This window comes from Streptomyces uncialis, from assembly GCF_001905345.1.
GTDB lineage: Bacteria > Actinomycetota > Actinomycetes > Streptomycetales > Streptomycetaceae > Streptomyces > Streptomyces uncialis.
The window spans coordinates 876,765-901,258 of the sequence record NZ_LFBV01000001.1 but is presented as its reverse complement, the minus strand read 5'-3'; the positions used below and the strand labels follow the sequence as shown (position 1 = coordinate 901,258).

18 protein-coding genes are annotated in these 24,494 nt (G+C 73.3%); 10 read left to right on the top strand and 8 right to left on the bottom strand.

The features are described from left to right. Window positions 1–247: 247 nt before the first annotated feature. The 3 genes from AB852_RS03980 to AB852_RS03970 form a co-directional block, all read right to left on the bottom strand. Entirely contained in the window at window positions 248–1,306 is a 1,059-nt protein-coding gene (locus AB852_RS03980; protein WP_073783572.1) for an isopenicillin N synthase family dioxygenase, read from the bottom strand. 439 nt (window positions 1,307–1,745) lie between these two features. Further along, window positions 1,746–2,915 carry an epoxide hydrolase family protein gene (locus AB852_RS03975; RefSeq protein ID WP_073783570.1) on the bottom strand — a complete coding sequence of 390 codons (1,170 nt, stop codon included), beginning with the start codon at window positions 2,913–2,915 and terminating at the stop codon, window positions 1,746–1,748. Window positions 2,916–3,105: 190 nt separating this feature from the next. Then, a complete protein-coding gene (locus AB852_RS03970) occupies window positions 3,106–4,137 on the bottom strand; it encodes an EamA family transporter (protein ID WP_073783568.1) in 1,032 nt (343 codons plus the stop codon). A gap of 585 nt (window positions 4,138–4,722) precedes the next feature. Here AB852_RS03970 and AB852_RS03965 point away from each other — a divergent pair. After that, entirely contained in the window at window positions 4,723–5,682 is a 960-nt protein-coding gene (locus tag AB852_RS03965; protein WP_079184269.1) for a LysR family transcriptional regulator, read from the top strand. A 693-nt stretch (window positions 5,683–6,375) separates the two neighbouring features. On the opposite strand, the gene AB852_RS03960 is transcribed toward AB852_RS03965, so the two are convergent. Beyond that, entirely contained in the window at window positions 6,376–9,390 is a 3,015-nt protein-coding gene (locus tag AB852_RS03960) for an FAD-binding and (Fe-S)-binding domain-containing protein (RefSeq protein WP_073783566.1), read from the bottom strand. Between the two features lie 1,176 nt (window positions 9,391–10,566). Between AB852_RS03960 and AB852_RS41595 the strand changes: the two genes are divergently transcribed. The 6 genes from AB852_RS41595 (at window position 10,567) to serC (ending at window position 18,255) form a co-directional block, all read left to right on the top strand. Continuing rightward, a complete protein-coding gene (locus tag AB852_RS41595) occupies window positions 10,567–13,692 on the top strand; it encodes a sensor histidine kinase (protein WP_425444148.1) in 3,126 nt (1,041 codons plus the stop codon). 155 nt (window positions 13,693–13,847) lie between these two features. After that, window positions 13,848–14,333: a roadblock/LC7 domain-containing protein gene (locus AB852_RS03945; protein WP_073785362.1), complete on the top strand. Its 486-nt coding sequence runs from the start codon at window positions 13,848–13,850 to the stop codon at window positions 14,331–14,333. Beyond that, complete coding sequence (locus AB852_RS03940; protein WP_073783560.1) at window positions 14,330–14,689, top strand: DUF742 domain-containing protein; 360 nt, start codon at window positions 14,330–14,332, stop codon at window positions 14,687–14,689. The genes AB852_RS03945 and AB852_RS03940 overlap by 4 nt, the downstream gene beginning before the upstream one ends. 124 nt (window positions 14,690–14,813) lie before the next feature. Continuing rightward, entirely contained in the window at window positions 14,814–15,491 is a 678-nt protein-coding gene (locus AB852_RS03935; protein ID WP_245876665.1) for a GTP-binding protein, read from the top strand. Then, complete coding sequence (locus tag AB852_RS03930) at window positions 15,488–16,906, top strand: cytochrome P450 (protein ID WP_245876600.1); 1,419 nt, start codon at window positions 15,488–15,490, stop codon at window positions 16,904–16,906. The genes AB852_RS03935 and AB852_RS03930 overlap by 4 nt, the downstream gene beginning before the upstream one ends. A 230-nt stretch (window positions 16,907–17,136) precedes the next feature. Further along, window positions 17,137–18,255: a phosphoserine transaminase gene (gene serC, locus AB852_RS03925; RefSeq protein ID WP_073783558.1), complete on the top strand. Its 1,119-nt coding sequence runs from the start codon at window positions 17,137–17,139 to the stop codon at window positions 18,253–18,255. A 223-nt stretch (window positions 18,256–18,478) separates the two neighbouring features. On the opposite strand, the gene AB852_RS03920 is transcribed toward serC, so the two are convergent. Both AB852_RS03920 and AB852_RS03915 read right to left on the bottom strand, forming a co-directional pair. After that, window positions 18,479–19,348 carry an ABC transporter permease gene (locus AB852_RS03920; protein ID WP_079184267.1) on the bottom strand — a complete coding sequence of 290 codons (870 nt, stop codon included), beginning with the start codon at window positions 19,346–19,348 and terminating at the stop codon, window positions 18,479–18,481. Next, window positions 19,345–20,355, bottom strand: coding sequence for an ATP-binding cassette domain-containing protein (locus AB852_RS03915; RefSeq protein WP_073783556.1), 1,011 nt, complete (start codon window positions 20,353–20,355; stop codon window positions 19,345–19,347). Before AB852_RS03915 ends, AB852_RS03920 begins: the two co-directional genes overlap by 4 nt. Before the next feature lie 128 nt (window positions 20,356–20,483). On the opposite strand from AB852_RS03915, the gene AB852_RS03910 reads away from it, so the two are divergent. Beyond that, the gene (locus AB852_RS03910) at window positions 20,484–21,338 is read left to right on the top strand and encodes a TetR/AcrR family transcriptional regulator (protein WP_073783554.1); all 855 of its coding nucleotides are present in this window, start codon (window positions 20,484–20,486) and stop codon (window positions 21,336–21,338) included. Window positions 21,339–21,353: 15 nt separating this feature from the next. Here the strand turns inward: AB852_RS03910 and AB852_RS03905 are convergent, their stop codons facing one another. Beyond that, window positions 21,354–22,352, bottom strand: coding sequence for a hypothetical protein (locus AB852_RS03905; protein ID WP_073783552.1), 999 nt, complete (start codon window positions 22,350–22,352; stop codon window positions 21,354–21,356). 131 nt (window positions 22,353–22,483) lie between these two features. Between AB852_RS03905 and AB852_RS03900 the strand changes: the two genes are divergently transcribed. Further along, entirely contained in the window at window positions 22,484–23,167 is a 684-nt protein-coding gene (locus AB852_RS03900; RefSeq protein WP_073783550.1) for a GDSL-type esterase/lipase family protein, read from the top strand. A 79-nt stretch (window positions 23,168–23,246) separates the two neighbouring features. After that, a complete protein-coding gene (locus AB852_RS03895) occupies window positions 23,247–23,798 on the top strand; it encodes a Uma2 family endonuclease (protein ID WP_073783548.1) in 552 nt (183 codons plus the stop codon). Between the two features lie 25 nt (window positions 23,799–23,823). Here the strand turns inward: AB852_RS03895 and AB852_RS03890 are convergent, their stop codons facing one another. Further along, complete coding sequence (locus AB852_RS03890) at window positions 23,824–24,258, bottom strand: hypothetical protein (RefSeq protein WP_178390932.1); 435 nt, start codon at window positions 24,256–24,258, stop codon at window positions 23,824–23,826. Window positions 24,259–24,494: the final 236 nt, after the last annotated feature.

Here is a 24,494-nt window from a genome sequence, read left to right as displayed (position 1 = left end):
GATTGACCTAGTTGGCCGCGCTGACCTCAGTGGCCTAGTTGGCCACGCTGGCCTAGTTGGCCAGGCTGACCTAGTTGGCCAGGCTGACCTAGTTGACCTCAGTGGCCTAGTTGACCTCAGTGGCCTCATTGACGGCGCCGACCTCGTCGACCTGATTCGGGTCCCCGGGCCCCACGGCAGGCTCGCGCGGTGCCGTGGGGCCTCAAGAGCGCCCAAGGACGCCCAAGGACGGTCCAGGAAACCGCCGTTACGCCGGGACCAGCAGGTCGGCGTGGTGGCGGGCCGTCACCTGCGGGTGGGCGCGCAGCTTGCCCTTGAGCTCGTTGCGGCCGTACTCGGCGTACAGGGGGTTGTCGGGGTCGCTGGTCACCCCGGGGGCCCTCGGGGCGTACGGGAACGCCAGCGGTTCCACGCGCGCGTCAAGGCGCGGGTTGTAGAAGAACGGCACGGAGAACCGCTCGGTGGCGCCGGGCGGGCTGACGACCCGGTGGTTGGTGGCCACGAGATAGCCGTCCGTGGCCACTTCGAGGAGTTCGCCGAGGTTGACGACGAACGCGCCGGGCAGCGGCGGTACGTCGTGGAACGCGCCGTCCTCCCGCTCGACCTGGAGCCCGCCGACCTCGTCCTGGAGGAGCAGCGTCAGGAAGCCGTAGTCCTTGTGCGCGCCGACGCCCTGATCGGCTCCGTCGCGTGAACTGCCGGGGTAGCGGACCAGCTTGAGATGCGGGTGGGCGCGGTCCCCGAAGACGGGATCGTAGAAGTCCGGGGACGCTCCGATGGAGGCGAGGAGTTCCCGGAGCAGACGGTCGGCGACGCCGGTGAGGTGTTCCATCCAGCCGAGCGCGGCGGTGCGCAGCTCGGGCAGGGCGGCAGGCCACTGGTTGGGCCCCTGGAGCCACCAGTAGGCGGGCTCGCCGGGGGCGGGTGCCCGCGCGGGACGTTCGGGGCCGATGTCGAGCTGGTCGCGCCAGTCGCGGCTGCCGCCGGTGCGTTCGTCGCCGGTGCGGGTGTAGCCCCTGAAGTGCGGGGAGTTGACGTTGTCCAGGGCGAGCCGGTCGGCTTCGGGGAGGGCGAAGAACCGGCGGGTGGCACTGGTCAGAGCGGTGGTCTCGGCATCGCTGACACCGTGCCCCACGAGCTGGAAGAAGCCGACACGGTGCGCGGCGTCATGCAGCTGCGCGTGCAGCAGGGCACGTGCTTGCGGGCCGCGGTCGGCGGCCGAGAGATCGATGACGGGAAGCTGGAGCTGGTACGGCCGCTCGTGCGACGGGTGGGTCGGGTACGGGGACCGGGGGGAATGCGTCATGGTGTGCGTCCGCGGGGGAACGGCCCGGGGCATCCGCCAGGATGGGGCGGGCTCCGGCTGCCTGAGCTGACTGGGGGCTGAGGTCAGACGGGGCGCTGACAGCCCATGCTCGTGACGCGGACGTAGTCCACGTGGCGGCGGCGTATGAGCTGAGGCATGCGGACAGCGTACTGCGGTGACCGACACTCCGGACATGCCCTGGGTCACACTTCGGGCGAACGGCCCGATCCCCCCTCGACCGCGCCCGTCCGCCCTCGGCGACCGGTCCGCCCTCGGCCCGGCCCGCGTACCGAACCGGGCGTCCGCGTGCACGGCCGCCCGGTCGGTCGAATCAGGTCAGCGTCGGGGTAACGGTGCCCTCATCATGCTCGACGGGTCGCGTCGAACCAGGTCACCGACAAATGAGGTCACCGCTGAATGAGGGCAGCGCCGAATGAGGTCAGCGGAGGGGGGCGAAGAATGTGGCCATGTCCGCGGCCAGGGGTGCGGGCTGTTCCATGGCGATGAAGTGGTGCACGCCCGGGTTGTCCAGCGGCCAGTGGATCAGGTCGCAGTCGCGGGCGGCGATCCGGCGCAGGCCGGCGATGCCGTGGTAGACGCCGGTCGGGGCGTGCCGTTGCCCCTGGGGCCAGCCGATGGCGGTGGTGTCGTACATGGGCCAGGACGAGGAGCCGAACGTGCCCGTGAACCAGTACAGCGAGGCGTTCGTCAGGATCGCGTCGCGGCCGAGCACGTCCTCCGGGGTCGAGTCGGCCGGGCCGAACTCCTTGAGCTTCTGGAGCATCCACGCGAGGCCCGCCACCGGGGAGTCCTCCCAGCCGTAGGCGAAGGTCTGCGGGGCCGCGCGCAGCAGCGCGTGATGGTCGGTGCCCTGCACCCAGTCGGAGCCCATGATCTTCATGTACGCCGCGTGCTCCTCCTCGGTCAGACCGGGGACGTCCTCCTCGGACGGGATGCCCAGACCGCCGATGAGGTAGACGCCGACCACCCGCTCCGGGTCCGCCTCGGCCACGGCGGGCGCGATGTAGGCGCCCAGGTCGCCGCCCTGCACGCCGTAGCGCTCGTAACCGAGGCGGCGCATCAGCCCGGCCCACATGCCGCCCACCCGTGCGATGCTCCAGCCCGCCTCCCGGGGCGGCTCCGAGAACCCGAAGCCCGGCGGCGACGGCACCACGACATGGAACGCCTGCCTCGGGTCACCGCCGTGCGCCCTCGGATCGGTGAGGTGACCGATCATGTCGACGAATTCCAGGAACGAGTTGGGCCAGCCATGGGTGAGGACCAGCGGCAGGGCGTCCGGTTCGGGGGAACGGACGTGCAGGAAGTGGATGTCCTGGCCGTCGAGCCGTGTCATGAACTGCGGGAACGCGTTGAGGCGCGCTTCCTGCTCCCGCCAGTCGTACGCGTCCCGCCAGTGGTCGGCCACCTCACGCAGATGCGCGACCGGAACCCCCCGGTCCCATGCGGTGCCCGGGAGTTGCCGGTTCCAGCGGGTGCGTGCGAGACGCTCGCGCAGATCGTCCACGTCCCGTTGCGGTATCGCGATCCGGAACGGCCGCACGAGGTCGGCGTCGACACTGGTGGCGGTGGGGACGGTGACGTCGGACATGTGCGCTCGCATCCTGCTGCGCCGGGACCTGTGTTCCGGCTCGGGGTCACGAGCTGACCGTACGATCCATACAGGTCAGGTTCCGTCCTATTGGCGCGCCTCCGTCACACCGTCCGTCGCGCCAACTTCCCGGGCGCGTGCGCCGATCGGAGGCGCGACCGGTGCGGCCGACCTGATTGACCTGATTGACCTAATGGGCGTCGTCGCCCTCGCGCACCCGGGACCGGTCCCGGGCCCGCTCCCGCGCGCGAGCCGCGCGGCCGCCGCCGATCTGGGTGCGTACCGCGCCCATGCTGGCCACTATGACGAGGGAGATGGCCGCCGCCTGGGACAGCGTCAGCGCCTGGCTGAGCACGAGGAACCCGGCGGCCGCGGCGATGGCCGGTTCGAGGCTCATGAGGACGGCGAACGTGGGGGCGGGGAGCCGTCGCAGGGCGAGGAGTTCCAGGGTGTACGGCAGGACCGAGGACAGGACGGCGATCGCGGCGCCGAGCGCGAGGATGGACGGGTCGAGGAGTTTCGCACCCGACTCCACGATCCCGAACGGAAGGATCAGCACGGACGCGACGATCATGGCGAGCGCGAGCCCGTCGGCCTGCGGGAAGCGGCGGCCGGTGCGGGCGCTGAAGACGATGTACGCGGCCCACATGACGCCCGCCCCGAGGGCGTAGGCCACTCCCGCCGGGTCAAGGGTGTCGAAGCCGCCGCCGCTGAGCAGGAAGACACCGGCGAGCGCGAGTCCGGCCCACAGCAGGTTGACCAGCCGGCGTGAGGTGATGACCGACAGAGCCAGCGGCCCCAGTACCTCCAAGGTGACGGCGGGGCCCATGGGGATACGGGCCACCGACTGGTAGAAGAGGCCGTTCATGGCCGCGAGGGCGACACCGAACGCGACGACGGTGCCCCAGTCGGCGCGGCTGTGGCCGCGCAGCCGGGGACGGCACACCAGCACGAGGATCAACGCGGCGACGACCAGCCGCAGGGTGACCACGCCGAAGGCGCCGGCGCGAGGCATCAGGGTGACGGCGAGCGCCCCGCCGAACTGGACGGATATCCCGCCCGCGAGCACCAGCCCGACAGGTCCCATGGCCCCGAATCGGCCCTTGCCCCCACCGTTGTCCCCACGGGCCCCACCGTCCGGCAGGGCGGCCACGGCCTCGGGCTGGGTGACGGAGGCCCCGGCGACGGGTGCGGTTCCGGTGACAGCGGGCGGAACGTCCACAGGAGTCCTTTCGAGGCGGCCGTCCGGGACCAGTGGCCCGGACTGGGTCTGCGGTTGTGGGTGGTCGTGGTGCGGAACGGAGCGAGGTACCGGTGCGGGGTGCGGGTGCGGGTGCGGGGCCGTGGAACGACCCCGTGGAGCCGAGCGCCTGTGCGTCGCGGTCACCTTGAGGACATCGACGCGGTGTCCTCATACGGCCGCACCGCATGTCCTCGATGCGACCTCATTGACCGCATTGACCTAATTGGCCGCATCGACCTCACGGCCGTCCACCCCGCGACTGCCGCGCCCTCGAAGTTCACCACACCGCAGTTCATTGTGCTGACCTTAAAAGTGCACTTTACTGCACTCCCGGGGCCCGCGACGGGCAACTGCCCCTGCCCTTCGATCCGCCCACCGCGGCGGTGCACGGACGCGCACGCTCGTACGGACGCGCACCCCAGGGCCACCGGTCGACCCGGTGCGACCCGGTGCGACCCGGTGCGACCCGGTGCGACCCGGTGCGTCGGAGGCCCGTCAGCCCACGGTAGGGCCCGTGTCCGTGTCCGTGAAATGCCGATCCCGCCCGGCTTATGCTTCACAGACATGAGCGCTGACAGCGGCCGGGGTACCGGTGACCGTCACGACCGGCCCGGCGGCACGGAACGCGCGGCAGGCCGGACCGGACATCCCGGCCTTCCAAGTCTGCGCACCCTGGAGATCAGGCATCTGCGCTGCTTCCTGGCCATCGCGGAGGAAGGCAGCGTCACGCGCGCGGCGGAGCGGCTGCGGCTCACCCAGCCCGCCGTGTCACGGACGCTCGCGGCGCTGGAGGACGCGCTGGGCGTCCGGCTGGTGGACCGGTCGACGCATCATCTGGCGCTGACCGCGCACGGGCGGGTGTTCCGGGACCGGGCGTCGGCGGCGGTGACGGCGTTCGAGGCCGCGCTCGACGCGGGGCGCGGCAGTCCGCGTCCGCTGCGGGTGGGACACCCGTGGTCGGCGGCCGGGCCGTACACGACCCCGCTGCTGCGGCGCTGGCGCGCGGCGCACCCGTCCGTGCCGCTGGAACTGCTGCGGATCGACGACCGGACGGCGGGGCTCACCCGGGGACTGGTCGACGCGGCGTTCCTGCGGGGGCCGGTGACGGCACCCGGGCTGGAGACCGCGGTGCTGTACGAGGAGGGGCAGGTGGCGGCGGTCGCCTCGGACAGCGCGCTGGCGGGCCGGTCCGGTCTGGCCCTGGCGGACCTCGCCGACCGGACGATCGCCCTGAACACGGTCTCCGGGGTGACGACCCTGGACCTCTGGCCGTCCGCGATCCGCCCCACCTCGACCGTCACGGTCGCCAACACGGACGACTGGCTGGCGGCGATCGCGGCGGACCGCGCGGTGGGCGTCTCCGCGACGGCCACCGCCGATATCCATCCGCACGCGGGCGTCGCCTATGTGCCGCTGACCGACGCGCCACGCCTCCCGGTCACCCTCGCCTGGCCCGCCGGGGTCACGGACCCGCGTGTCCGCGATCTGCTGGATCTGGCCCACGAGGTTGTCGCGGAGCCCTGACCGGGGCCCTGACCGGTTCCTGAACAGGCCCTGACCCGACACCCACCCGTCCGCACACATCGGCGCCGCGACCCACCCCGGTCCGGCCCGGTCCGGCCCGACGCAGACCGACACGGTGCGGCAGGGGCAACGGGTGCGGCCGGTGCGGCACGGGACCGGTTTCCATGGCCGCCGAGTGGTGTCCTCATTCATTCACGCGACGGTGCCCTCATTCCCGTGATCATTTCCTCACGCAAAGAAATGCCTAGTTGCAGAGGACATCTTGGCCCTCGCGGTGTCCTCAATACCTTCGGTGGACGGGACGGCGCAGGGACACAAAAACGTTTGCATTCACAGGGCTTGGCGGTGCGCACTCCGCGCTTCGGGTCGATCGCGTGGCGCGGGTCGAGCCGTCCTGGGCGGCCCGGGGAATTGTTCGGAACTCGCGCGGTGTCCGACGGCACTCGGCGCTCCCCCGCTTACTCCCGCCGTGCTCCCGGAGGGCCCCCACCGCACCCCGTTACTCGCGGGGCTCTCGACGTACCGAACCGCCCTTGGTGCCGCGCGCAAGTAACGCGCGCGGGAAACCCGTTCGGGAAATGCCTGTGCGTATGCGCGGCCGAGGCCGGGGCCCAGGTCATTGACCGCTGTTTGACCGCTGTTCGAATTGCTGCGGGAGCCGGGGCGGAGATCCATGTGGTGCGGTCGCCCTCCTCAGTCCCGGTCCGTGTCCTGTTCGGGCAGCGCGTCGGCCAGGATCTCCGCGAGGTGGCGGCCCCGTACCCCGGCGAGCTGGGCGAGTTGGGTGCGGCACGAGAAGCCGTCGGCGAGGACGACGGCGTCTGGATCGGCGTCCCGTACCGCGGGCAGGAGCTGGTCCTCGGCGCAGCGCACCGACACGTCGTAGTGACCGCGTTCGAAGCCGAAGTTGCCCGCGAGGCCGCAGCAGCCGGAGCTGAGTTCCCCGGTCAGTCCGGCCGCCTCGCGGATCCGGCGGTCGGCGGTGTCGCCGAGCACCGCGTGCTGGTGGCAGTGGGTCTGCCCCACGACGGGCCGGTCCAGCACCGGGGGGCGCCAGCCGGGCACCTGGGCCTCCAGTGTCTCGGCGAACGTACGGACCGAGGCGGCGAGTTCGGCGGCGCGCGGGTCGTCCGGGAGCAGCTCCGGGAGATCGGTGCGCAGGGTCGCGGCGCAGCTGGGTTCCAGGACGGCGACCGGGATGCCGAGCATCGTGGGGGCGAGCAGGTCGAGGGTGCGGGTCATCACGGCCCGGGCGAGCCCGAGTTGTCCCGTCGAAACATAGGTCAGGCCGCAGCACACCCCTGACGGCGGGAGCAGCACCGTCTGCCCCGCGTCCTCCAGGACACGCACCGCCGCGCGGCCGACCTGCGGGGCCAGATGGTCGGTGAACGTGTCCGGCCACAGCACGGTGGCCTGGCTGGTCGACAGGATGCGTGTCCCCGAGCCCCGTTCCCGGGTGCGCCGTGCCATCCAGCGGGTGAACGGCTCCGCGGCCAGCCGGGGCAGTTCGCGTTCCGGGGCGATGCCGCCGAGCCGCTTCGCGAGGGCCGCGAGCGGGCGCACGCGCGCGAGGGCGTTCACCAGCGGGGCGGTACGGGTGGCCGCCACCAGGCCGAGCCAGCGCGGGAGCCGTCCCATCGCGTAGTGGGCGGCGGGGCGGACCCGGCCCGCGTAGTGGTGGTGCAGGAACTCCGCCTTGTAGGTGGCCATGTCGACGCCGACGGGACAGTCGGAACGGCATCCCTTGCACGACAGGCACAGGTCGAGCGCGTCCCGGACCTCCGTGGACCGCCAGCCGTCCGTCACGACGGCGTCGGGTGCGCCCGCCTGGCCGGCCAGCATCTCGTGCAGCAGGCGCGCGCGCCCGCGCGTGGAGTGCTCCTCCTCGCCGGTCGCGCGGAACGAGGGGCACATCACGTCCGGTCCCGGACCCGCCGTGCGGCACTTCGCGACGCCGACACATCTGCGTACGGCCGCCGAGAAGTCGCCGCCGTCCTGCGGGTACCCGAACTCCACGGGCACGGGTTCGCGGGGCAGCACCGCGAACCGCAGCTGTGCGTCGAGCGGTGCCGGCCGCACCAGTACCCCGGGATTGAGGACACCGTCCGGGTCCCATACCGCCTTGACCCGCTCGAACAGCCCGACCAGTTCCGTCCCGTACATCCTGGGCAGCAGCTCCGCGCGCGCCATGCCGTCCCCGTGCTCGCCGGACAGCGAGCCGCCGTGGGTCACCACCAGGTCGGCGAGTTCCTCGGAGAAGGTCCGGAAGCGTGCCACCCCGGGGGCGGTGATCAGGTCGAAGTCGACGCGGACATGGACGCATCCCTCGCCGAAGTGGCCGTACGGGGTGCCGCGCAGCCCGTGGGCGGCCAGCAGCGCCCGGAAGTCCCGCAGATACGCGCCCAGCCGGGCGGGCGGCACCGCGCAGTCCTCCCAGCCGGGCCACGCCTCGGAGCCGTCGGGCATCCGGGTCGCCGTGCCCGCCGCGTCCTCCCTGATCCGCCACAACGCGCGCTGGCCCGCCGGGTCGGTGACGACCAGCGCGCCGACCGGGTCCGCCGTCCGGACGACGGCCTCGGCACGCGCCCTGGCCTCGGCGGGGGTGTCACCGCCGGTCTCCACGAACAGCCAGGCGGCGCCCTTGGGCAGCCCACCCCGCGCGCGTGGGGGCACGAGGTCGGCGGCCATCCCCTCCACCGTGAGCGGGTCGTGCGGCAGCAGGGCGGGGGCCGCGTCGGCCGCCGCGCTCTCGTCCGCGTAGCCGAGCACGGCGAGCGCACGCGCGTGGGGCGGGGCGACCAGTGCGACGGTGGCCTCGGTGAGCAGTCCGAGCGTGCCCTCGGAGCCGCAGAACGCGCGGGCGACGTCCGCGCCGTTCTCCGGCAGCAGGGCGTCCAGCGCGTAGCCGGAGATCCGGCGCGGGAGGTCGGGGTATCCGGTGCGGAGCAGCGCCAACCGGGACTCGATCAGCGGACGGAGCGCGGCGGGTGCCCCCGTCCAGCCGGGGCCCAGTCGGACGAGGACGGGGGACGCGGGGGGTGTTCGGGACGCCGGGGAGGAGCCAGCGGCGGGCCCGGGGCCGGGCGGGCCGACGGGACCCACGACGCCGGAACCGCCGGAACCCTCGGCGCCGGGGCCCGTGACGGGCCAGGACCCGGTGGTCGGGGCCGCGGCGGCGGGGGGCTGGAGGACCACGGCCGAGAGGTGGCGGACGTTGTCGGCGGTCGTCCCCCAGGCGACCGAGTGCGCCCCGCAGGAGTTGTTGCCCACCATCCCGCCGATCGTGCACCGGCCGTGGGTCGACGGGTCGGGGCCGAAGCGCAGCCCGTGCGGCGCGGCGGCCTCCTGGAGCCGGTCCAGGACGAGCCCCGGCTGGACGGTGGCGGTCCGGGCTGCCGGGTCGAGCGAGACGAGCCGGTTCATGTGCCGGGTGAAGTCGAGGACCACGCCGACGCCCGTGGCCTGTCCCGCGATCGACGTGCCGCCGCCCCGGGCGACCACCGGGACGCCGTACTCCCGGCAGACGGCGACCGCGGCGAGGACATCGTCCGCGTCCCTCGGCGCCACCACGCCGAGCGGCACCCGGCGGTAGTTGGAGGCGTCCATGGTGGTGAGGGCGCGGGCGGTGGCCCCGAAGTCGACCTCTCCGGCCACCGCGGCGCGCAGCGCTGTCCGCAGACCGTCGGGCTCGGCACGTTGATCCGTCATGCCTCCAGCATCCCCCGGGCCCGTTCCGGTACCGGGCAACGGGCCGGACGGCGAACCCCGTTCCCCCGCGTGGCACGACGTGCCAACGATCATGTGCGTAGTCCGGTCCCCGCAGAAGTCCGGACGGGGGCGTCGATCGCCGTAGACGAGGTGGTCGGGGCATCGGGCATGACGCGGTGACCTCACGGGCAGAGACATCCGGGCGGACACCAAGAGGACACGTCGTGGCCGACGACAGGGGCCACCAAGCGGCCACCAAGCGGACAACGAAGCGGCCATACAGCGGCCATACAGCGGCCACGCGCACCCGAGCGCCCGCGCGCACGACCCCCACCACCGCGCATCCCACCCACCCGGACCACCTGCCACCCGGACCACCGGCGACACCGGCGCCCACCCACGCGCCCGCGCCCGCGCCCGCGCCCCCATACGCCCGTGCGCCCTTATATCCAGGCGCCCACACGACCAGGCGTCCGCGCACTCCCATCCCACCCGACCCACACCTCACGACCCACGCCTCACACACGTGGGCCGACACATGGACCACACGCAAGGACCGCGCACAAGGACCGCACAGCCCCCGCGCAGCCGCCGGAGAACACGGATCACCCGCCGGAAAGGGGACCCGGAAGGGCCGGTGAAGGCCGGGGGAAGGCCGGGGGAAGCGCCACGAGAAGCACCCGGGGAAGCGGGCGGGAAGGGGGACCGGAAGGACCCTGGACGGCGCCGTTGCCTCCCGTCGGGAATTGACGAGGAATCGGGCGTTGTGATCGCGGCTCGTGAGCAATTCAAGCAATTCCCGTACAGGTATCGCCACCAGGACGTCACCCGCAGCACACTCTGGCCTCATGAACCGCACAGGAGCCCCACAAGGGAAGCTGTGCGACGGCGACTCCGGTAGCTCAGTGGGCGGGAGTCCCGTAATCCGGCGGCTGAATGTTCCCAACACGTTCAGGAACTCTCCTATAGTGACGGCAAGTTGAGCGGAGAGTGGCGCTTCCTGAACGGAGGGTCGCTTTCACCGCTCCCGTAACTCCCGCAGCACCGCCTGATGTCCCGGGGTCCGACCGCCCTCAGGACCCACCCCGAGCCGGACCGCCGGGCACCCGCCCGGCACCGGACCACGACAGCCGCCCGAGGACTCGCCCACCGAGGACACGATCCGAGGACCCGATGATGACCGCGTCCACGCCGCCCGTGCGCCCCGCGTCCGGACAGCCGCACCCCGCGCCCGAACCGCACGGTCCGGCCGTGGCGCGTCAGCGCACCCTCACCGTGGCGGACCCCGTCCCGGCGTCCACGACGAACACCGTCCCGTGCCCCTCCGGCCAAGGAGCCACCGCGCACATCCCGCTGCCCTCGGGCACCTCCCCCCACATAGCCCCGCCCCGGCGCACGGCCCCTCCCGCGCGGGCCGAGCGGGGCACCCGCCCCTGGACCGGAGCGGCCGGCCCCCGGCTGAGCACCCCGTCCCCGGCCCCGTCCGCACAGCGCGTGCCCGGCATCGCCGAGCGGCCGTACGACACCTCCCCGCCGGCCGGCCCGTCCTGGGCCCAGCCCACCGGCTCGTTCTCGGGCTCGGCCCCGGGCTCGTCCACCGGCGCCCCCACCCCGCCGTCGACCGCCGTCGCCACCAAGGTCCGGTCCGCCTCCGGATCCACGGACCCGTCCGCCGTCCCCAGCGCCTCGCCCACCTCCTCGTACGCCGCCTCGCCCAGCACCGCGCCCACCCCGGTCAGCAGCCCGCTCCTCACCCTCCCCCGCGCCAAGGCGCAGGTCACCGGGGCCGCGCCCCGCGCGCTGCCCTCCGTCCTGTGCGGGATGCTGACGCTCTCGCTCGCCGCCGTGGCCGTCCTCGCCGCCGCGCTGTGGGCGCCGGTGGACACCCGGCGCGTGGTCGTCCTGGGCGGCGCCGCCGCCGGCGCGCTGCTGCTGGCGTTCGCGGTCGCCGTCGCCCACCGCGCGCTGCGCGCCACGCGGCTGCTGCGCGACCAGCTCGACGCCATGACTGGTGACACGGGTCGACTGCTGGGCGAGCGGGCCCGCCTCGGCGAGGAGCTGGCCCGGGAACGGGAGCTCCACACCGAGGAACTGCGCCGTGAGCGCGACCGGGGCACCGACGTACTCGCCCGCGAGCGGGACCGGCTCGACGCCGAGATGGACCGCGAGCGCGAACGGTTCACCACGGAGACCGTCCGGCTGACCGAGGAGGCCGCGCGCCTCGCGGCGGAGACCGACCGGGTGACCGCCGACCGGGCCGCGTCCCTGGCCGCCTGCGCCAACGCCGCCGGACGGCTCCAGGCCCTGACCACCGACACCCTCGCCGAGCTGCGCCGGATGGAGGACGAGCACGCCGACGAGGACGTGCTCGCGGACCTGCTGCACATCGACCACCGCACCGCGCAGACCGGCCGGGTCGCGGACTCGGTCGCGGTGCTCACCGGGGCACGTTCCGGCCGCCGCTGGGCCCGCCCGATCGTGATGGAGTCGATCCTGCGCGGGGCGATGGGCCGGATCAACGCCTATCAGCGCGTACGGGTGCACTCCACCAGCGAGATCGCCATCGTCGGCCACGCGGCGGAAGGGGTGATGCACGCCCTCGCCGAGATCCTCGACAACGCGGCGAACTTCTCGCCGCCGACCGCCGAGGTCCATGTGTACGTGGAGGAGGTGCCGGCGGGGGTCATCGTCTCCGTCGAGGACAGCGGTCTGGTGATGAGCGAGTTCCAGCTCCGCCGCGCCGAGCGGGCCGTCTCCGGCGACACGTCGGGGCTCGGCGGACTGTCCGGTACGCGGCTGGGGCTCGCCGTGGTCGGGCGGCTGGCCCGTAAGCACGGACTGACGGTGTCGTTCCGTCCGTCGGCGCGGGGCGGTACGGGCGTGGTCGTGATGGTTCCCCGGAACCTGCTGACCGGCCTGGACGCCGTGCCCGCGCGGCACGAGGCCCTGCCGGACACCTTCCCGGACGACGGCCACCCCGACCCCGGCCACGCGTCCGACGCGCACCCGGCATCGGCATCGGCACCGGTCCACGCGCACGGCCCGGCCCAGGACCGCACCCACGTCCACGACCGCGTCCACGGCCAGGACCCCGCCTCCCCGGGCCCCTGGCCGTCCGCACCTGCCGCACCGTCCGCACCTGTCGTGCCTGCCGACGCACCGGTAGCCGCGCCCGCCGTACCCACCGCACCCACCGCCGGACAGGCGACACCGGCCACATCACCGGCGCCCACCACATCGGCCACGCACGCCGCACCCGCCGGGCCCACCGCCGGACAGGCGACGTCAGCCGCGCAAAGGTCACCCGCCGTCCCGGCGGAAGCCCTGCCCGCCACACCCGCCAGGACCACCGCCCTGACCGCCTCCCACCCCCGCCCGGAGCTCACCGCTCCCGCCGGGGCCGCGCGTCCCGCCCCGGACCGGCCGCTCGCGCAACCCGCGCCGCACCCGCTGTCCTTCTCGTACGCCGCAGCGCGCACCTCGTCGGACGACGGCGTCGACATCGAGTCGCCGCCGTCCCACGGCGGGCCCCGCGCGTCGGGACCCGCCGCCGACCGTTCCCCCGCGCACCCCCCGCTGCGCACCCGGCCCACCACCACGGCCCGCGCCACCCCCGCCGGTACCGCGACGGAAACCGCCGTCGGTGCCCCGTACGCCACCACCCAGGACGCCACCCGGGACGCCGCCCGTCCCGACCACCGGGGCGACCATCCCGCCGACCGCCAGGACGACCACCGCGCCGCCCCCCGCGACCAGCGGGAACACCGCGAGCACCGGACCGACCCCGCGCCCGGCGGCACCCACAGCACTCCCCACGGCACACCGCGACACGGCTCCCCGCAGCACGGCTCCGCCCAGTACAACTCCCCGCAGCCCACCGCGCGCAGCACCGCCCGCACCACCGCACCGCTCCGCCCGGAGCGGGAACGCACCGCCGAGCGGAGCGACGTGACCGGCCCCTCCCCGGCCGATACGGCGTCCCCCGCCGACCCGTCGGACACCCGAGCCCCGTCGTCCCCCGCCGCCCCGACCGCCGCGGCCCCCCTCGCCGCCCGGCCCGGGTCGCTGCCCGTGCGGCCCCGGGGCCGTACCCTCGCCACCGCCGAGGCGCGGCGGTTCAGCGACGTACGGTTCACCGCACCGCGGCCCATCGGCGAACCCGTGGACATCAAGGCCCGCGCGGCCCGCTTCAGCAGTTTCCGAGAGGCCGTACGCGCCACTCCCCCGGCCCCAGACCCCGCGCCGCAGCCTTCGGCGCACCGGGTCGACCCGCACCACCAGGAAGGCGACCTCCCTCGATGACCGGCACCACCAGTTCCCGCACGACCGGCCAGGCCCGCCCCACGAGCACGGCCGACGGCGACCCGGCCACCGCTACGGCCGCCGCCACCGCCAAGGCCGCCGTCACCGCCACGGCCTACGACGCGGCGTACCCGCTCGCGACCTACAGCGCCGACATGGTCCACCGCGCTCCCTCCCCGGACGCGACGACCACCGTGGACGACACCTTCACCTGGCTCCTGGAGGACCTGCTCGCCCGCACCCCCGGGGCCCGGCACGCCCTGGTGCTGTCCCGGGACGGGCTGAAGCTGTGCCGCACCCCGGAGCTGTCGGTCGACCAGGCGGACCAGCTCGCGGCGATCGCGGCGGGCATCCACTCGCTTTCGCACGGCGCGTCCGTCGAGTTCGGGAACGGCGGGGGCGGCGTGCGGTCCGCGATGGCGGAGTTCCACGGCGGGGTGCTGTTCATCGTGGAGGCGGGACAGGGCGCGCATGTCGCGGTGATCGCCGACGAGGACGCCGAGGCCGGGATCGTCGGGCGGCACATGAGCGAGCTGGTCGGGCAACTGGGCGCGCATCTCTCCGCCGACGCCCCCACGGTGGACGCCGCGGTGGACGATTCCCGGGCCCCGGACGGACCGCGCAGCGCACCCGGCCAGTGACCCGTCCCGGCCGGGACGACGTACCGGACCGGCTCTACACGCTCACCGGCGGACGCAGCAGGCCGACCGGGGACACCGTGCTGGACCTGGTGACCCTGATCGTCGCGGAGTGCGAGCCCCGGCCCGGTATGCAGTCGGAGCACGCGGCCATCCTGCGGATGTGCCGCCTGCCGACCGCCGTGGTGGAGATCGCGGCCGATCTGCGTCTCCCGGTGAGCATCACGCGGGTGCTGCTGTCCGATCTGCTGGCGGCACACCGGATCAGCGCCCGCCATCCGCGGCCGCCGACGCCGCGTGAGAGCGTTCCCGATTCCGATCTCCTGGAGCAGGTGCTCGTTGGACTCCGCAGAATTTGACGGCTTCCCCCGGAGCGGGGGGAGCGGACCGCACCCGGGCCACCCAGGTCCCCCGGGCACGGCCCCGTACCCGGACGGCGTCCCGGCCCCGTTCCCGGACGGGGACGAGCCGCCCGGCGGGCGGCTGTCGCTGCGGGCGACCGCCGAGACCGGGCTGAAGATCGTCGTCGTGGGCGGCTTCGGGGTCGGCAAGACCACCCTGGTCCGGTCGGTGAGCGAGATCCGTCCGCTGAACACGGAGGAGACGCTGACCCGGACGGGCGAGGGGATCGACGACCTCACCGGGGTGGCGGACAAGTCGGGGACGACCGTCGCGTTCGACTTCGGCCGGATCACGCTGGGCCCGCGGCATGTGCTGTATCTGTTCGGGGCGCCCGGTCAGGACCGGTTCTGGTTCCTGTGGGACCAGCTGTTCGCGGGCGCGCTGGGTGCGGTGGTGCTGGTCGACACCCGGCGGATAGACGACTGCTGGTACGCCATCGACCGGCTGGAGCGGCTCGGTACGCCGTTCATCGTGGCCCGCAACGACTTCGGCGGTCATCCGTACTCGCCCACGGAGCTGCGGGCCGCCCTGGACCTGGCCCCGGACATCCCGGTGATCGACTGCGACGCGCGGTCGCGGGAGTCCAGCGCGGCGGTGCTGATCACCCTGGTCGAGCATCTGACCCGGCGACATGACGCCGGAGTCCCGCCGCCGGGCCCCGGCGCGGACCTGGTCACGGACCCGGTCACGGACCCGGGCGCGCTGGTGGGTCCGGCCGGGGCGACCGGCGCGGCCGGCCCGCGGGACAGCACCGCATGACGGGTTCCGGGCCCTCGCCCAACCCCCACACCCCGCACCCACCGCCGTCCCCGGACACCCCATCGTCCCCGGACACACCGATCCCCCCGAACAACCCACCGCCCCCGTACGCACCGACATCCCCCCGCACACCGTCCGCCTGGGACACCTCGTACACCCCGCACACCCCGCACACCCCACCCGTACCGTCCGCCCCGGGCAGCGAGGCCCCCGACCCGCGGCCGGTCCCGCTCGACCGGCTGCGGCTGCCCAGCGACCCGTCCGCGCTCTACCAGGAGCTGCGCGCGGCGCACGGCCCCGTCGCCCCCGTCCTGCTCGACGGGGACATATCGGCCTGGCTGGTCCTCGGGTACCGGGAGCTGCACCAGGTGACGGCCGATCCGGCGCTGTTCAGCCGGGACGCGGAGCTGTGGAACCAGTGGCCCCGGATACCCGACGACTGGCCGCTGCTGCCGGTGGTCGGACGGGCCCGGCCACCGGTGCCGCACCCGGCCGGGGAGGGGCGCACCCGGCGGGCGGCGATGATCGCGGACGCGCTCACGGCCGTGGACCCGGCCCGGCTCCAGGGGTACGCGGAACGGTTCGCGGACGCCCTGGTCGACGGATTCTGCGCGCGGGGCGCGGCGGACGTGATCAGGGAGTACGCGACGCTGCTGCCGGTCCGGGTGCTGGCGGCGGTGTTCGGCTTCCCGCCGGAGGAGGGGCCGGGGCTCGCCGCGGCGGTGAACGGGGACGGGGGCACGGATGGCGGGCAGGGGCTCGCGCGGGCCGTGGCCAGGCTGCTGGAGCGCCGCCGCCGCACCCCGGGGCAGGACATCGCGTCCCGGCTGCTCGCCTCCCCCGAGGGCCTGCCGGGCGACGAGATCGCCCGGGACCTGACGTCGCTGCTGACGGCCGGCCATCAGCCGACGGCCGACTGGATCGGCAACTCGCTGCGGCTGATGCTGACCGAGGACCGGTTCGCGGCGTCGCTGTTCGGGGGACGGCGCAGCGTGGTCGAGGCGATGAACGAGGTGCTGTGGGAGGACACCCCCACCCAGAACGTCGTCGGCCGCTGGGCGTCCCGGGACACCCTGCTCGGCGGGCGCCGTGTCCGCGCGGGCGATCTGCTGGTCCTCTCCCTCGCGGCGGCCAACTCCGACCCGGGGATACGTGCCGACCGGACCGTCCCGACCGGCGGGAACGCCGCGTTCTTCTCCTTCGGGCACGGCGCGCACCGCTGTCCGTTCCCGGCCCGGGAGATCGCGGAGGTCATCGCGCGGACAGCGATCGAGGTGATCCTGGACCGGCTGCCGGACCTGGACCTGGCGGTGCCGCCGCAGTCGCTGACCCGGCATCCGTCCCCGTGGCTGCGCGGTTTGTCGGCCCTGCCCGTCCGGTTTACCCCGACGACGGTGGTCGGCCCGGAGCACTGACACGTACGGGAGCACCGGCGCGGACGGGAGTACCGATCCGCACCGGAGCACCGACCGACGCCCGGCCCGCACCGGAGCACCGACCGACGCCCGGCCCGCACCGCCCCCGAACCCGTCCCGGACCTCGCCCCCGAACCCCGCCCGTCCACGTCTGTCCACGTGGCGGAGGGGTTGTCTCAGCCGCCGGACACCCCGACCGGGGGTGTCGGGCGACGGGCTAGGCTCGGCGCGTGGCTGAGATCCAGATTCCCGCTGACATCAAGCCCGCGGACGGCCGTTTCGGCGCGGGCCCCTCCAAGGTGCGGACGGCGGCGCTGGACGCCCTCGCCGCCACCGGTACGTCACTGCTCGGCACCTCCCATCGTCAGGCCCCGGTGAAGAACCTGGTGGGCCGGGTGCGTGAGGGTGTGCGCGAGCTGTTCCAGCTCCCCGACGGGTACGAGGTGATCCTCGGCAACGGCGGCTCCACCGCGTTCTGGGACATCGCGACCCATGGGCTCATCGAGAACAAGTCGCAGCACCTGACGTTCGGTGAGTTCTCCTCGAAGTTCGCCAAGGCCGCCAAGCTCGCGCCGTGGCTCCAGGACCCGTCGGTGGTCTCCTCCGACCCGGGCACGCATCCGCTGGCCGTCGCCGAGGCGGGTGTCGACGTCTACGCGTACACCCACAACGAGACCTCGACCGGTGTCGCGATGCCGCTGAACCGGGTCGCGGGCGCCGACGAGGGCTCGCTGGTGCTGGTCGACGCGACGTCCGGCGCGGGCGGTCTGCCCGTCGACATCGCCGAGACGGACGTGTACTACTTCGCACCGCAGAAGTCGTTCGGCTCGGACGGCGGTCTGTGGCTCGGGATCTTCTCCCCCGCCGCGATCGAGCGCGCCACGCGTGTCCACGCCTCGGGACGGCACATCCCGGAGTTCTTCTCGCTGCCGACGGCGATCGACAACTCCCGCAAGAACCAGACGTACAACACCCCGTCGCTGACGACGCTGTTCCTGCTGGCCGACCAGCTCGAATGGTTCAACGGCCAGGGCGGTCTCGACTGGACGGTGGGCCGCACCACGGCCTCCGCGAACGCGCTGTACGGCTGGGCCGAGCAGAGCAAGTTCGCGAACCCGTTCGTCGCGGACCCGGCACAGCGGTCGTCCGTGATCGGCACGATCGACTTCGTGGACGAGGTGGACGCCGCCGCCGTCGCGAAGACGCTGCGCGCCAACGGCATCGTGGACACCGAGCCGTACCGCAAGCTGGGGCGCAACCAGCTCCGGGTGGCGATGTTCCCGGCGATCGACCCGGCGGACGTCGAGGCCCTGACCAAGTGCGTCGACTACGTCATCGAGCAGCTCTGATCCACCGTCCCCCACGCGGGGGACACGCTGAGGGGGCGGTACCCGGCCGGGTACCGCCCCTTCGGCGTTCACGCGGACGCCCCGCTCACCGGTCGGCGCCGACGCTCTCCCGCAGTCCAGCGGTCACGGCGACGGCCTTCCCGCGACCCCGGCCAAAGCCACGCCCACGGCCCCTCACCGGTCACGGCGTCGGCCCCTCACCGGTCGGCGCCGACGCCCCCGGTCAGCGGCTGAGCCGCTGGAAGCGGCGGACCGCCACCGGCAGGAAGATCGCGGTGATCACCAGCGGCCAGATGACCGCCATGAGCACGGCGTTCTGCTCGACCCAGGAGCCGCCGCTGCCGACAGGGGTGCCGAACAGCTCCCGGGAGGCCGCGACCGTGGAGGAGATCGGGTTCCAGGCGGCGACATGCCCGAGCCAGTCCGGCATCAGCTGGGGCGCGACATAGATGCTGGAGATCATCGTCAGCGGGAACGCGACCGCGAAGAGCCCGCCCGCGGCCTCCGGGTTCGGCACCATCAGCCCCAGCCACACACCCACCCAGATCAGGCAGAAGCGCAGCAGCAGGAGCAGCCCGAAGGCACCGAACGCGGCGGCGACACCGCCCTGCGGACGCCAGCCCATGAGCAGGGCCGTCAGCATCAGGATCGTCAGTTCGGCACAGGCCACGATCAGATCGGTGACACCGCGGCCCGCGACGACGGCGGACGAGGACATCGGCATCGAGCGGAACCGGTCGATGACGCCCTTGGTGGCGTCGTACACCACGACGGTCGCGGTGTTGATGAACCCGAAGGCCATCGTCATCGCGAACATGCCGGGCATCAGGAAGTCCCGGTAGTCGCCGCCGCCCGGCACGGTCATCGCGCTGCCGAACACATAGCCGTACAGCAGCACGGACAGGATCGGGAAGCCGAGCTGCCAGGCGATGTTGACGGGCTGGCGCTGGTAGTGGGTCAGCCCCCGGCGGACGATGTTCCAGGAGTCGGCGAACGCCCAGTAGAGCCGTCCGTGCTCCTCCACGACGGGCCCGCCGGACGGGGTGCCGGCCACGGGGTCCGTGAGGTCCTTCTCGGTGGTGGTCGCGGTCATCGCCGGACATCCCCCTTCGTGTCGCTGTTCCCGCCGGTGGTGCCCGCCGCCGCTTCCTCGTCCGCCTTGGCGCGGTGTCCCGTGAGCCGCAGGAACACATCGTCCAGGCTGGGCCTGCGCAGCCCGATGTCCTCGACCTGGACGCCCTCGTCCTGAAGGGTCCGGGCGACCTCGGTGAGCGCGGCCACCCGGTCGGTGACGGGAGCGTGCACCCGGCGCTCGGACTCCTCCGTCTCCGGTTCGCCCGCGCTGACCTTGGCGACGACCCGCACCGCGCGCGGGATGTCGGCGCGCTCGGCGACGACGACCTCGATACGGTCGCCGCCGACGGTGTTCTTCAGCCCGTCGGGGGTGTCGTCCGCGATGGACCGTCCCCGGTCGATGACGGTGATCCGGGAGGCGAGCTTGTCGGCCTCCTCCAGGTACTGCGTGGTCAGCAGGACCGTCGTACCGCTCGCGACCAGCTCACGGACCGACTCCCAGACCTCGCCCCGGCTGCGCGGGTCGAGCCCGGTCGTCGGCTCGTCCAGGAACAGGACGTCCGGCGCGAGGATCATCGACGCGGCCAGGTCCAGCCGCCTGCGCATCCCGCCGCTGTACTTGCCGACCCCCCGGTCGCCCGCCTCCACCAGGTCGAACTGCTCCAGCAGCTCGGTGGCCCGGCGGCGCGCCCCGGCCCCGCCGAGATGGAAGAGCCGCCCGAACATCTCCAGGTTCTGCCGGCCGGTCAGCACCTCGTCCACCGCGGCGTACTGGCCGGTGAGGCCGATCCGGGCGCGGACCGCGCGCGGGTCCTTCGCCACATCGACGCCGGCCACCGTGGCCCGGCCGCCGTCCAGCGTGACCAGCGTGGACAGTATGCGGACGGCCGTGGTCTTGCCCGCGCCGTTGGGCCCGAGCAGTCCGTGCACCGTCCCCCGCCGCACCGTCAGGTCGAAGCCGTCCAGTGCGTTCTTCTCGCCGTACCTCTTCTGCAAGCCCTCAGCGTGCACCGCGTACGTGCTCATCCGACCTCCACCCCGTGCGCTTCCCTCGTGCGGCGTTCCCGCCGCCGCACCCCTCTAACTGGGTACACCGTACCCGATGAAGAGTACGCCGTACCCAATTATTTCCCCAGCGGTTTAAACTGCCCGGTATGGAGAGCATCGGGACCAGCGGCAGCGGCGACATCCAGCGCACCCTCGAACTGCTCTGGGAGCCGGAACGCCGGCCCACCCGGGGTCCGAAACCGACGCTGTCCGTCGAGCGGATCGTGCTGGCCGCGATCGAGGTCGCCGACGCGGAGGGCATCGACGCGGTGTCCATGCGGCGGCTCTCCACCGAGCTGGGCACCGGCACCATGTCGCTGTACCGCTATCTCCCCGGCAAGGCCGAGCTGCTGGACCTGATGCTGGACCGGGTGCAGAAGCCGTCCGAGGAGCCGGCCGCCCTCGGTACGACCTGGCGCGAGGCCGTCGAGATCCTGGCCCGGGAGACCTTCGCGCTCTACCGGCGCCACCCCTGGCTGCTCCAGATCAACCAGGCCCGGCCGGTGCTGGGCCCCGCCACCCTGGACGGCATGGAGAAGATGCTCGCCCTGATCCGCCCCATGGGCCTGACCGACCCCGAGCTGCTGTCGGTACTGATCATGGTCGACGGCTATGTGTCCGGCGTCGCCCGCAGCCACGCCCATGAGATCGAGGCGACCGAGCAGACCGGGCGCACCGACACCGAGTTCTGGACGGAACAGGGCCCCTATCTGGACCAGGTCATGCGCAGCGGGCGCTACCCGATGATGGCGTCACTGTCCCCGGACACGTTCGGGCCCGGCTTCGACCACTTCGAGTTCGGGCTCCAGCGCATCCTGGCGGGCCTGGACACCCTGGTGGCCGCCCGCGGCGCCGACCCGGCCCCGGTACCCCCGACGCCGCCCCCGGGACCCTGCGCGCCCCTGGGTCCGGCCCCGGCCGACGGGACCGCGACGGACCACGGCGGCCCGCCCGCCCCCTGACCGCCCGGCCCGCCTCTACCGCCTGCCGCGCAGCAGCCGCTTCCCCCCGAAGACGACCCCGAGGGCGATGGCGAGCGTCAGCACGCCCATCGAGTAGTTCGTGTCCTCGCCGGACGCGGAGGAACCCGGCCCCGTCCCCTTGTCGCCGCCGGAACCGCCCGACCGGCCGGAGGAGCCGCCCGGTACCTTCCCCGGCTCCACCTCGCTCCCCCGCCCCTCGGAGCCGTAGAGCAGCCCCGTCCCGTCCGGGGTCCAGGTCAGCGACTCGCCCTGGCGCTGGAGCGGGACGCTGAGGGTGTCCGTGCGCTTGGGCACCCCGTTCCCCCAGTCGTAGAGGATGCCGCCGAAGTAGCCGCGCAGCGCCAGCCGCTCGCCGTCCGGCGAGAAGGCGCCGTCGGTGACCCACAGGTCGATCGTCGCGCCGCGCTTGAAGACGTTCATGCCCGTCGGGGACAACTCGGCCGGTCCGATGTACAGGGCCGCGTCCTTGTCGTCGTCCTTCTGCTTGTCCACGATGTACAGCCGCCCCGTCTTCGGGTGCACCATCATCGCCTCGGCGTCCCGGGGCCCGTCCTCGTACGTGACGGTGTACTGGGTGGCCTTGACCGTACGGTCGGCCAGCCGCTTCGGCTCGGGCAGCTTGTAGATCCATACGTGCTTCCAGGTGCCGCCGAGGTTGTCCCCGATGTCACCGACGTACAGATTGCCGTCCGCGCCCACCGACACGGCCTCCACGTCCCGGGGGCTGCCGACGCCGGTGAGGGTGAGCGTCGCGACCGTCTTCCCGGTACGGGCGTCCACCGCGTACAGGAACGCGCCGTCGTCGCTGTCGTTGTGCGTCCAGTACACGCCGGGGTGCTGCCGGGACGCGGCCAGCCCGCTGGACTCCGTGATCCGGGGGTCCTCGATGGTGAACCCCCCGGCCCCGATGTCCTCGGCGGACGCGGGCCCGGCGGCCAGCGCGAGGGTCAGGGCGGCGAGGCAGACGGCAGAGGCCGACGAGAACGGGCGCATACGTCCAAGACTGCCATCCCGCGCGGCCGTTCACCGCGCCGAGCGGCCGTCGGCCCCGGTGCGCGGGCCGCCGGGCACCGCGTGTCCGGCCTCACATCCCGGCCCCCGGGGCGATCGGCGAGGATGAGCGGATGCTCAGATTCATGTTCGTCGGGGACTCGACGACGATAGGAAGCGCGGGCGAGCACACCTGGCGGTACCGCATGTGGGAGCACCTGCGGGACACCCTCGGCGGCCCGTTCCGGATCGTCGGCCCCCGCGAGACGCTCTACGACCAGGCGCGGGACGCGCCCGTCTCGCGGGAGTACGCCCCCGGCACCGACCCCGCGTTCCCCCGCGCCCATCTCGCGGGCTGGGGCGAGGGCTGGCAGCACATGGCCCCGCTGATCCGGTCGGCGGTCAGCGACCACCGCCCCGATGTCCTGCTGATCTCCCTGGGCCTGATCGACCTCGGTTTCTACACCGGCGCGGACGACACGGCGCACAACGTCCGCCGCTTCGTCACGGAGGCCCGCGCGGCCGGTCCCCGGGTCCGCTTCGTGATCCTCCCGGTCGTCCCCAACATCCGGGCGGACTCGGACCCCGCGTTCGCCGCCGAGGTGGCACGCTTCAACGAACTCCTCGCGAAGACGGCCGCCGACCTCGACGAACCCCGCTCCCCCCTCCTCCTCACCTCACCCCCACCCGGCTACGACCTCGCCACCGACACCTACGACGGCACCCACCCGCTCCCCTCCGGCGAACACAAGCTGGCGGCGGCGTTCGCGGGGGCGATGAGCCAGGCGTGGGGGATGGGTACGGAGTACCGGGCGTAACGCTTTCGTCGTACGTATCGTTGGTATGCGCGGGCGGCGCCAATCGGGAGGCGACTGCGCGCGGAGCGACAGGACCGGGATGAACGAACCGGACACGGCAGGGCTCGACACCCTGTTCGGGCAGGTCTGCGCACCCGAGGGATACCGGGTCGAGGTCGTCGGCGGAGAGACGTTCACGACGCCGCAGCGCTCCGCGCACTGGGAGATCATCCGCTGGATCGTCCGCGCGCTGGAGGACCGCTTCGGTATGCGGGTCAAGGTGCTGTCGGACGTGCGGATCGATTTCCCGGGCAAGCAGAACGGCTTCGCGCCGGACGTGGCCAAGCTCCGGGACGACGCCGAACCGGACCAGCGGGGTCGCTGGCGCCACGAGGACGTGGAGTTCATCGCCGAGGTCATCTCCCGGGGCACCGCCGCCAACGACTACGGCCCCAAACTGGCGGTGTACGCCGAGGCGGAGGTGCCCGTGTACGTGATCGCGGACCCCTACCAGGGCCGGTGCCGCGTCCACCTCGACCCGAAGGACGGCGAGTACCGGACGGTGACCACCGTCCCCTTCGGTGAGGACCTCGACCTGACCACCACACCGGTGGCCCTCGTCCTCGGCACCGGCGCGTTCCCCCGGGACTGAGCCACCGCCCGGCCCCCGCCCCGGCTCACCCGCCCTCGTCCGCGCACACCCCGCAGTCGGGCCCCTGGTCACACACCTCGCCCTCGCCCGGCTCCTCGTCGCCGGGTCCTTCCTCGGTGGCGAGCCGGGCGCCCCGGCTGTCCGCGATCCGGGTCACCTCCCGCAGCGAGGTCCGCAACTGGTTCGCCAGGAAGCGCAGCTCCCGCTTGTCCGCCTTGTGGTCCGCGATCATGTCGTCGGCCCGCTCCACCAACGCGGCGGCGTGCCCCAGCTGCATCCGCTCCAGGTTGTCCGCCACCTTGGCCATCACACTGTGCCGTCCGCCCCCGGGCCCCGACGCGTCACTTACGAGGTAACAGGGCTTGCCCGCGTCCGTAATCCACGGCAGCAGCCGCACCGCCCGGACCCCACCGTCCGGCCCCATCGGCAACCCACAGGGTTCCCCGGTACTTTGGTCCATGTCGTCGTCTCCGTTTCACGCGATGACCACGCCCCCGGACCGGTCGCACGGTCGCGGGGGTCTCCGGTGGAGCGACAACGGGCGGAAGCGCGGGCTTCGGGTGGACGTACTCACCCGAGCCGCCCCGACTCGATGTCACTCGCCGCGACTGGTTCGTCCCGGCCGGTGACGAACCTAGAGGTGAACTGCCCCCGGGCACACGCACGTCGCGTGGCACTTCCGGGCAGGCTTGAGGT

What these genes read in the sequence shown, in the direction of transcription:
- AB852_RS03980 (WP_073783572.1), bottom strand. Translation starts at nt 1,306, where the DNA reads ATGACGCATTCCCCCCGGTCCCCGTACCCGACCCACCCGTCGCACGAG.
- AB852_RS03975 (WP_073783570.1), bottom strand. Translation starts at nt 2,915, where the DNA reads ATGTCCGACGTCACCGTCCCCACCGCCACCAGTGTCGACGCCGACCTC.
- AB852_RS03965 (WP_079184269.1), top strand. Translation starts at nt 4,723, where the DNA reads ATGAGCGCTGACAGCGGCCGGGGTACCGGTGACCGTCACGACCGGCCC.
- AB852_RS03960 (WP_073783566.1), bottom strand. Translation starts at nt 9,390, where the DNA reads ATGACGGATCAACGTGCCGAGCCCGACGGTCTGCGGACAGCGCTGCGC.
- AB852_RS41595 (WP_425444148.1), top strand. Translation starts at nt 10,567, where the DNA reads ATGACCGCGTCCACGCCGCCCGTGCGCCCCGCGTCCGGACAGCCGCAC.
- AB852_RS03945 (WP_073785362.1), top strand. Translation starts at nt 13,848, where the DNA reads ATGGTCCACCGCGCTCCCTCCCCGGACGCGACGACCACCGTGGACGAC.
- AB852_RS03930 (WP_245876600.1), top strand. Translation starts at nt 15,488, where the DNA reads ATGACGGGTTCCGGGCCCTCGCCCAACCCCCACACCCCGCACCCACCG.
- AB852_RS03920 (WP_079184267.1), bottom strand. Translation starts at nt 19,348, where the DNA reads ATGACCGCGACCACCACCGAGAAGGACCTCACGGACCCCGTGGCCGGC.
- AB852_RS03915 (WP_073783556.1), bottom strand. Translation starts at nt 20,355, where the DNA reads ATGAGCACGTACGCGGTGCACGCTGAGGGCTTGCAGAAGAGGTACGGC.
- AB852_RS03910 (WP_073783554.1), top strand. Translation starts at nt 20,484, where the DNA reads ATGGAGAGCATCGGGACCAGCGGCAGCGGCGACATCCAGCGCACCCTC.
- AB852_RS03905 (WP_073783552.1), bottom strand. Translation starts at nt 22,352, where the DNA reads ATGCGCCCGTTCTCGTCGGCCTCTGCCGTCTGCCTCGCCGCCCTGACC.
- AB852_RS03900 (WP_073783550.1), top strand. Translation starts at nt 22,484, where the DNA reads ATGCTCAGATTCATGTTCGTCGGGGACTCGACGACGATAGGAAGCGCG.
- AB852_RS03895 (WP_073783548.1), top strand. Translation starts at nt 23,247, where the DNA reads ATGAACGAACCGGACACGGCAGGGCTCGACACCCTGTTCGGGCAGGTC.
- AB852_RS03890 (WP_178390932.1), bottom strand. Translation starts at nt 24,258, where the DNA reads ATGGACCAAAGTACCGGGGAACCCTGTGGGTTGCCGATGGGGCCGGAC.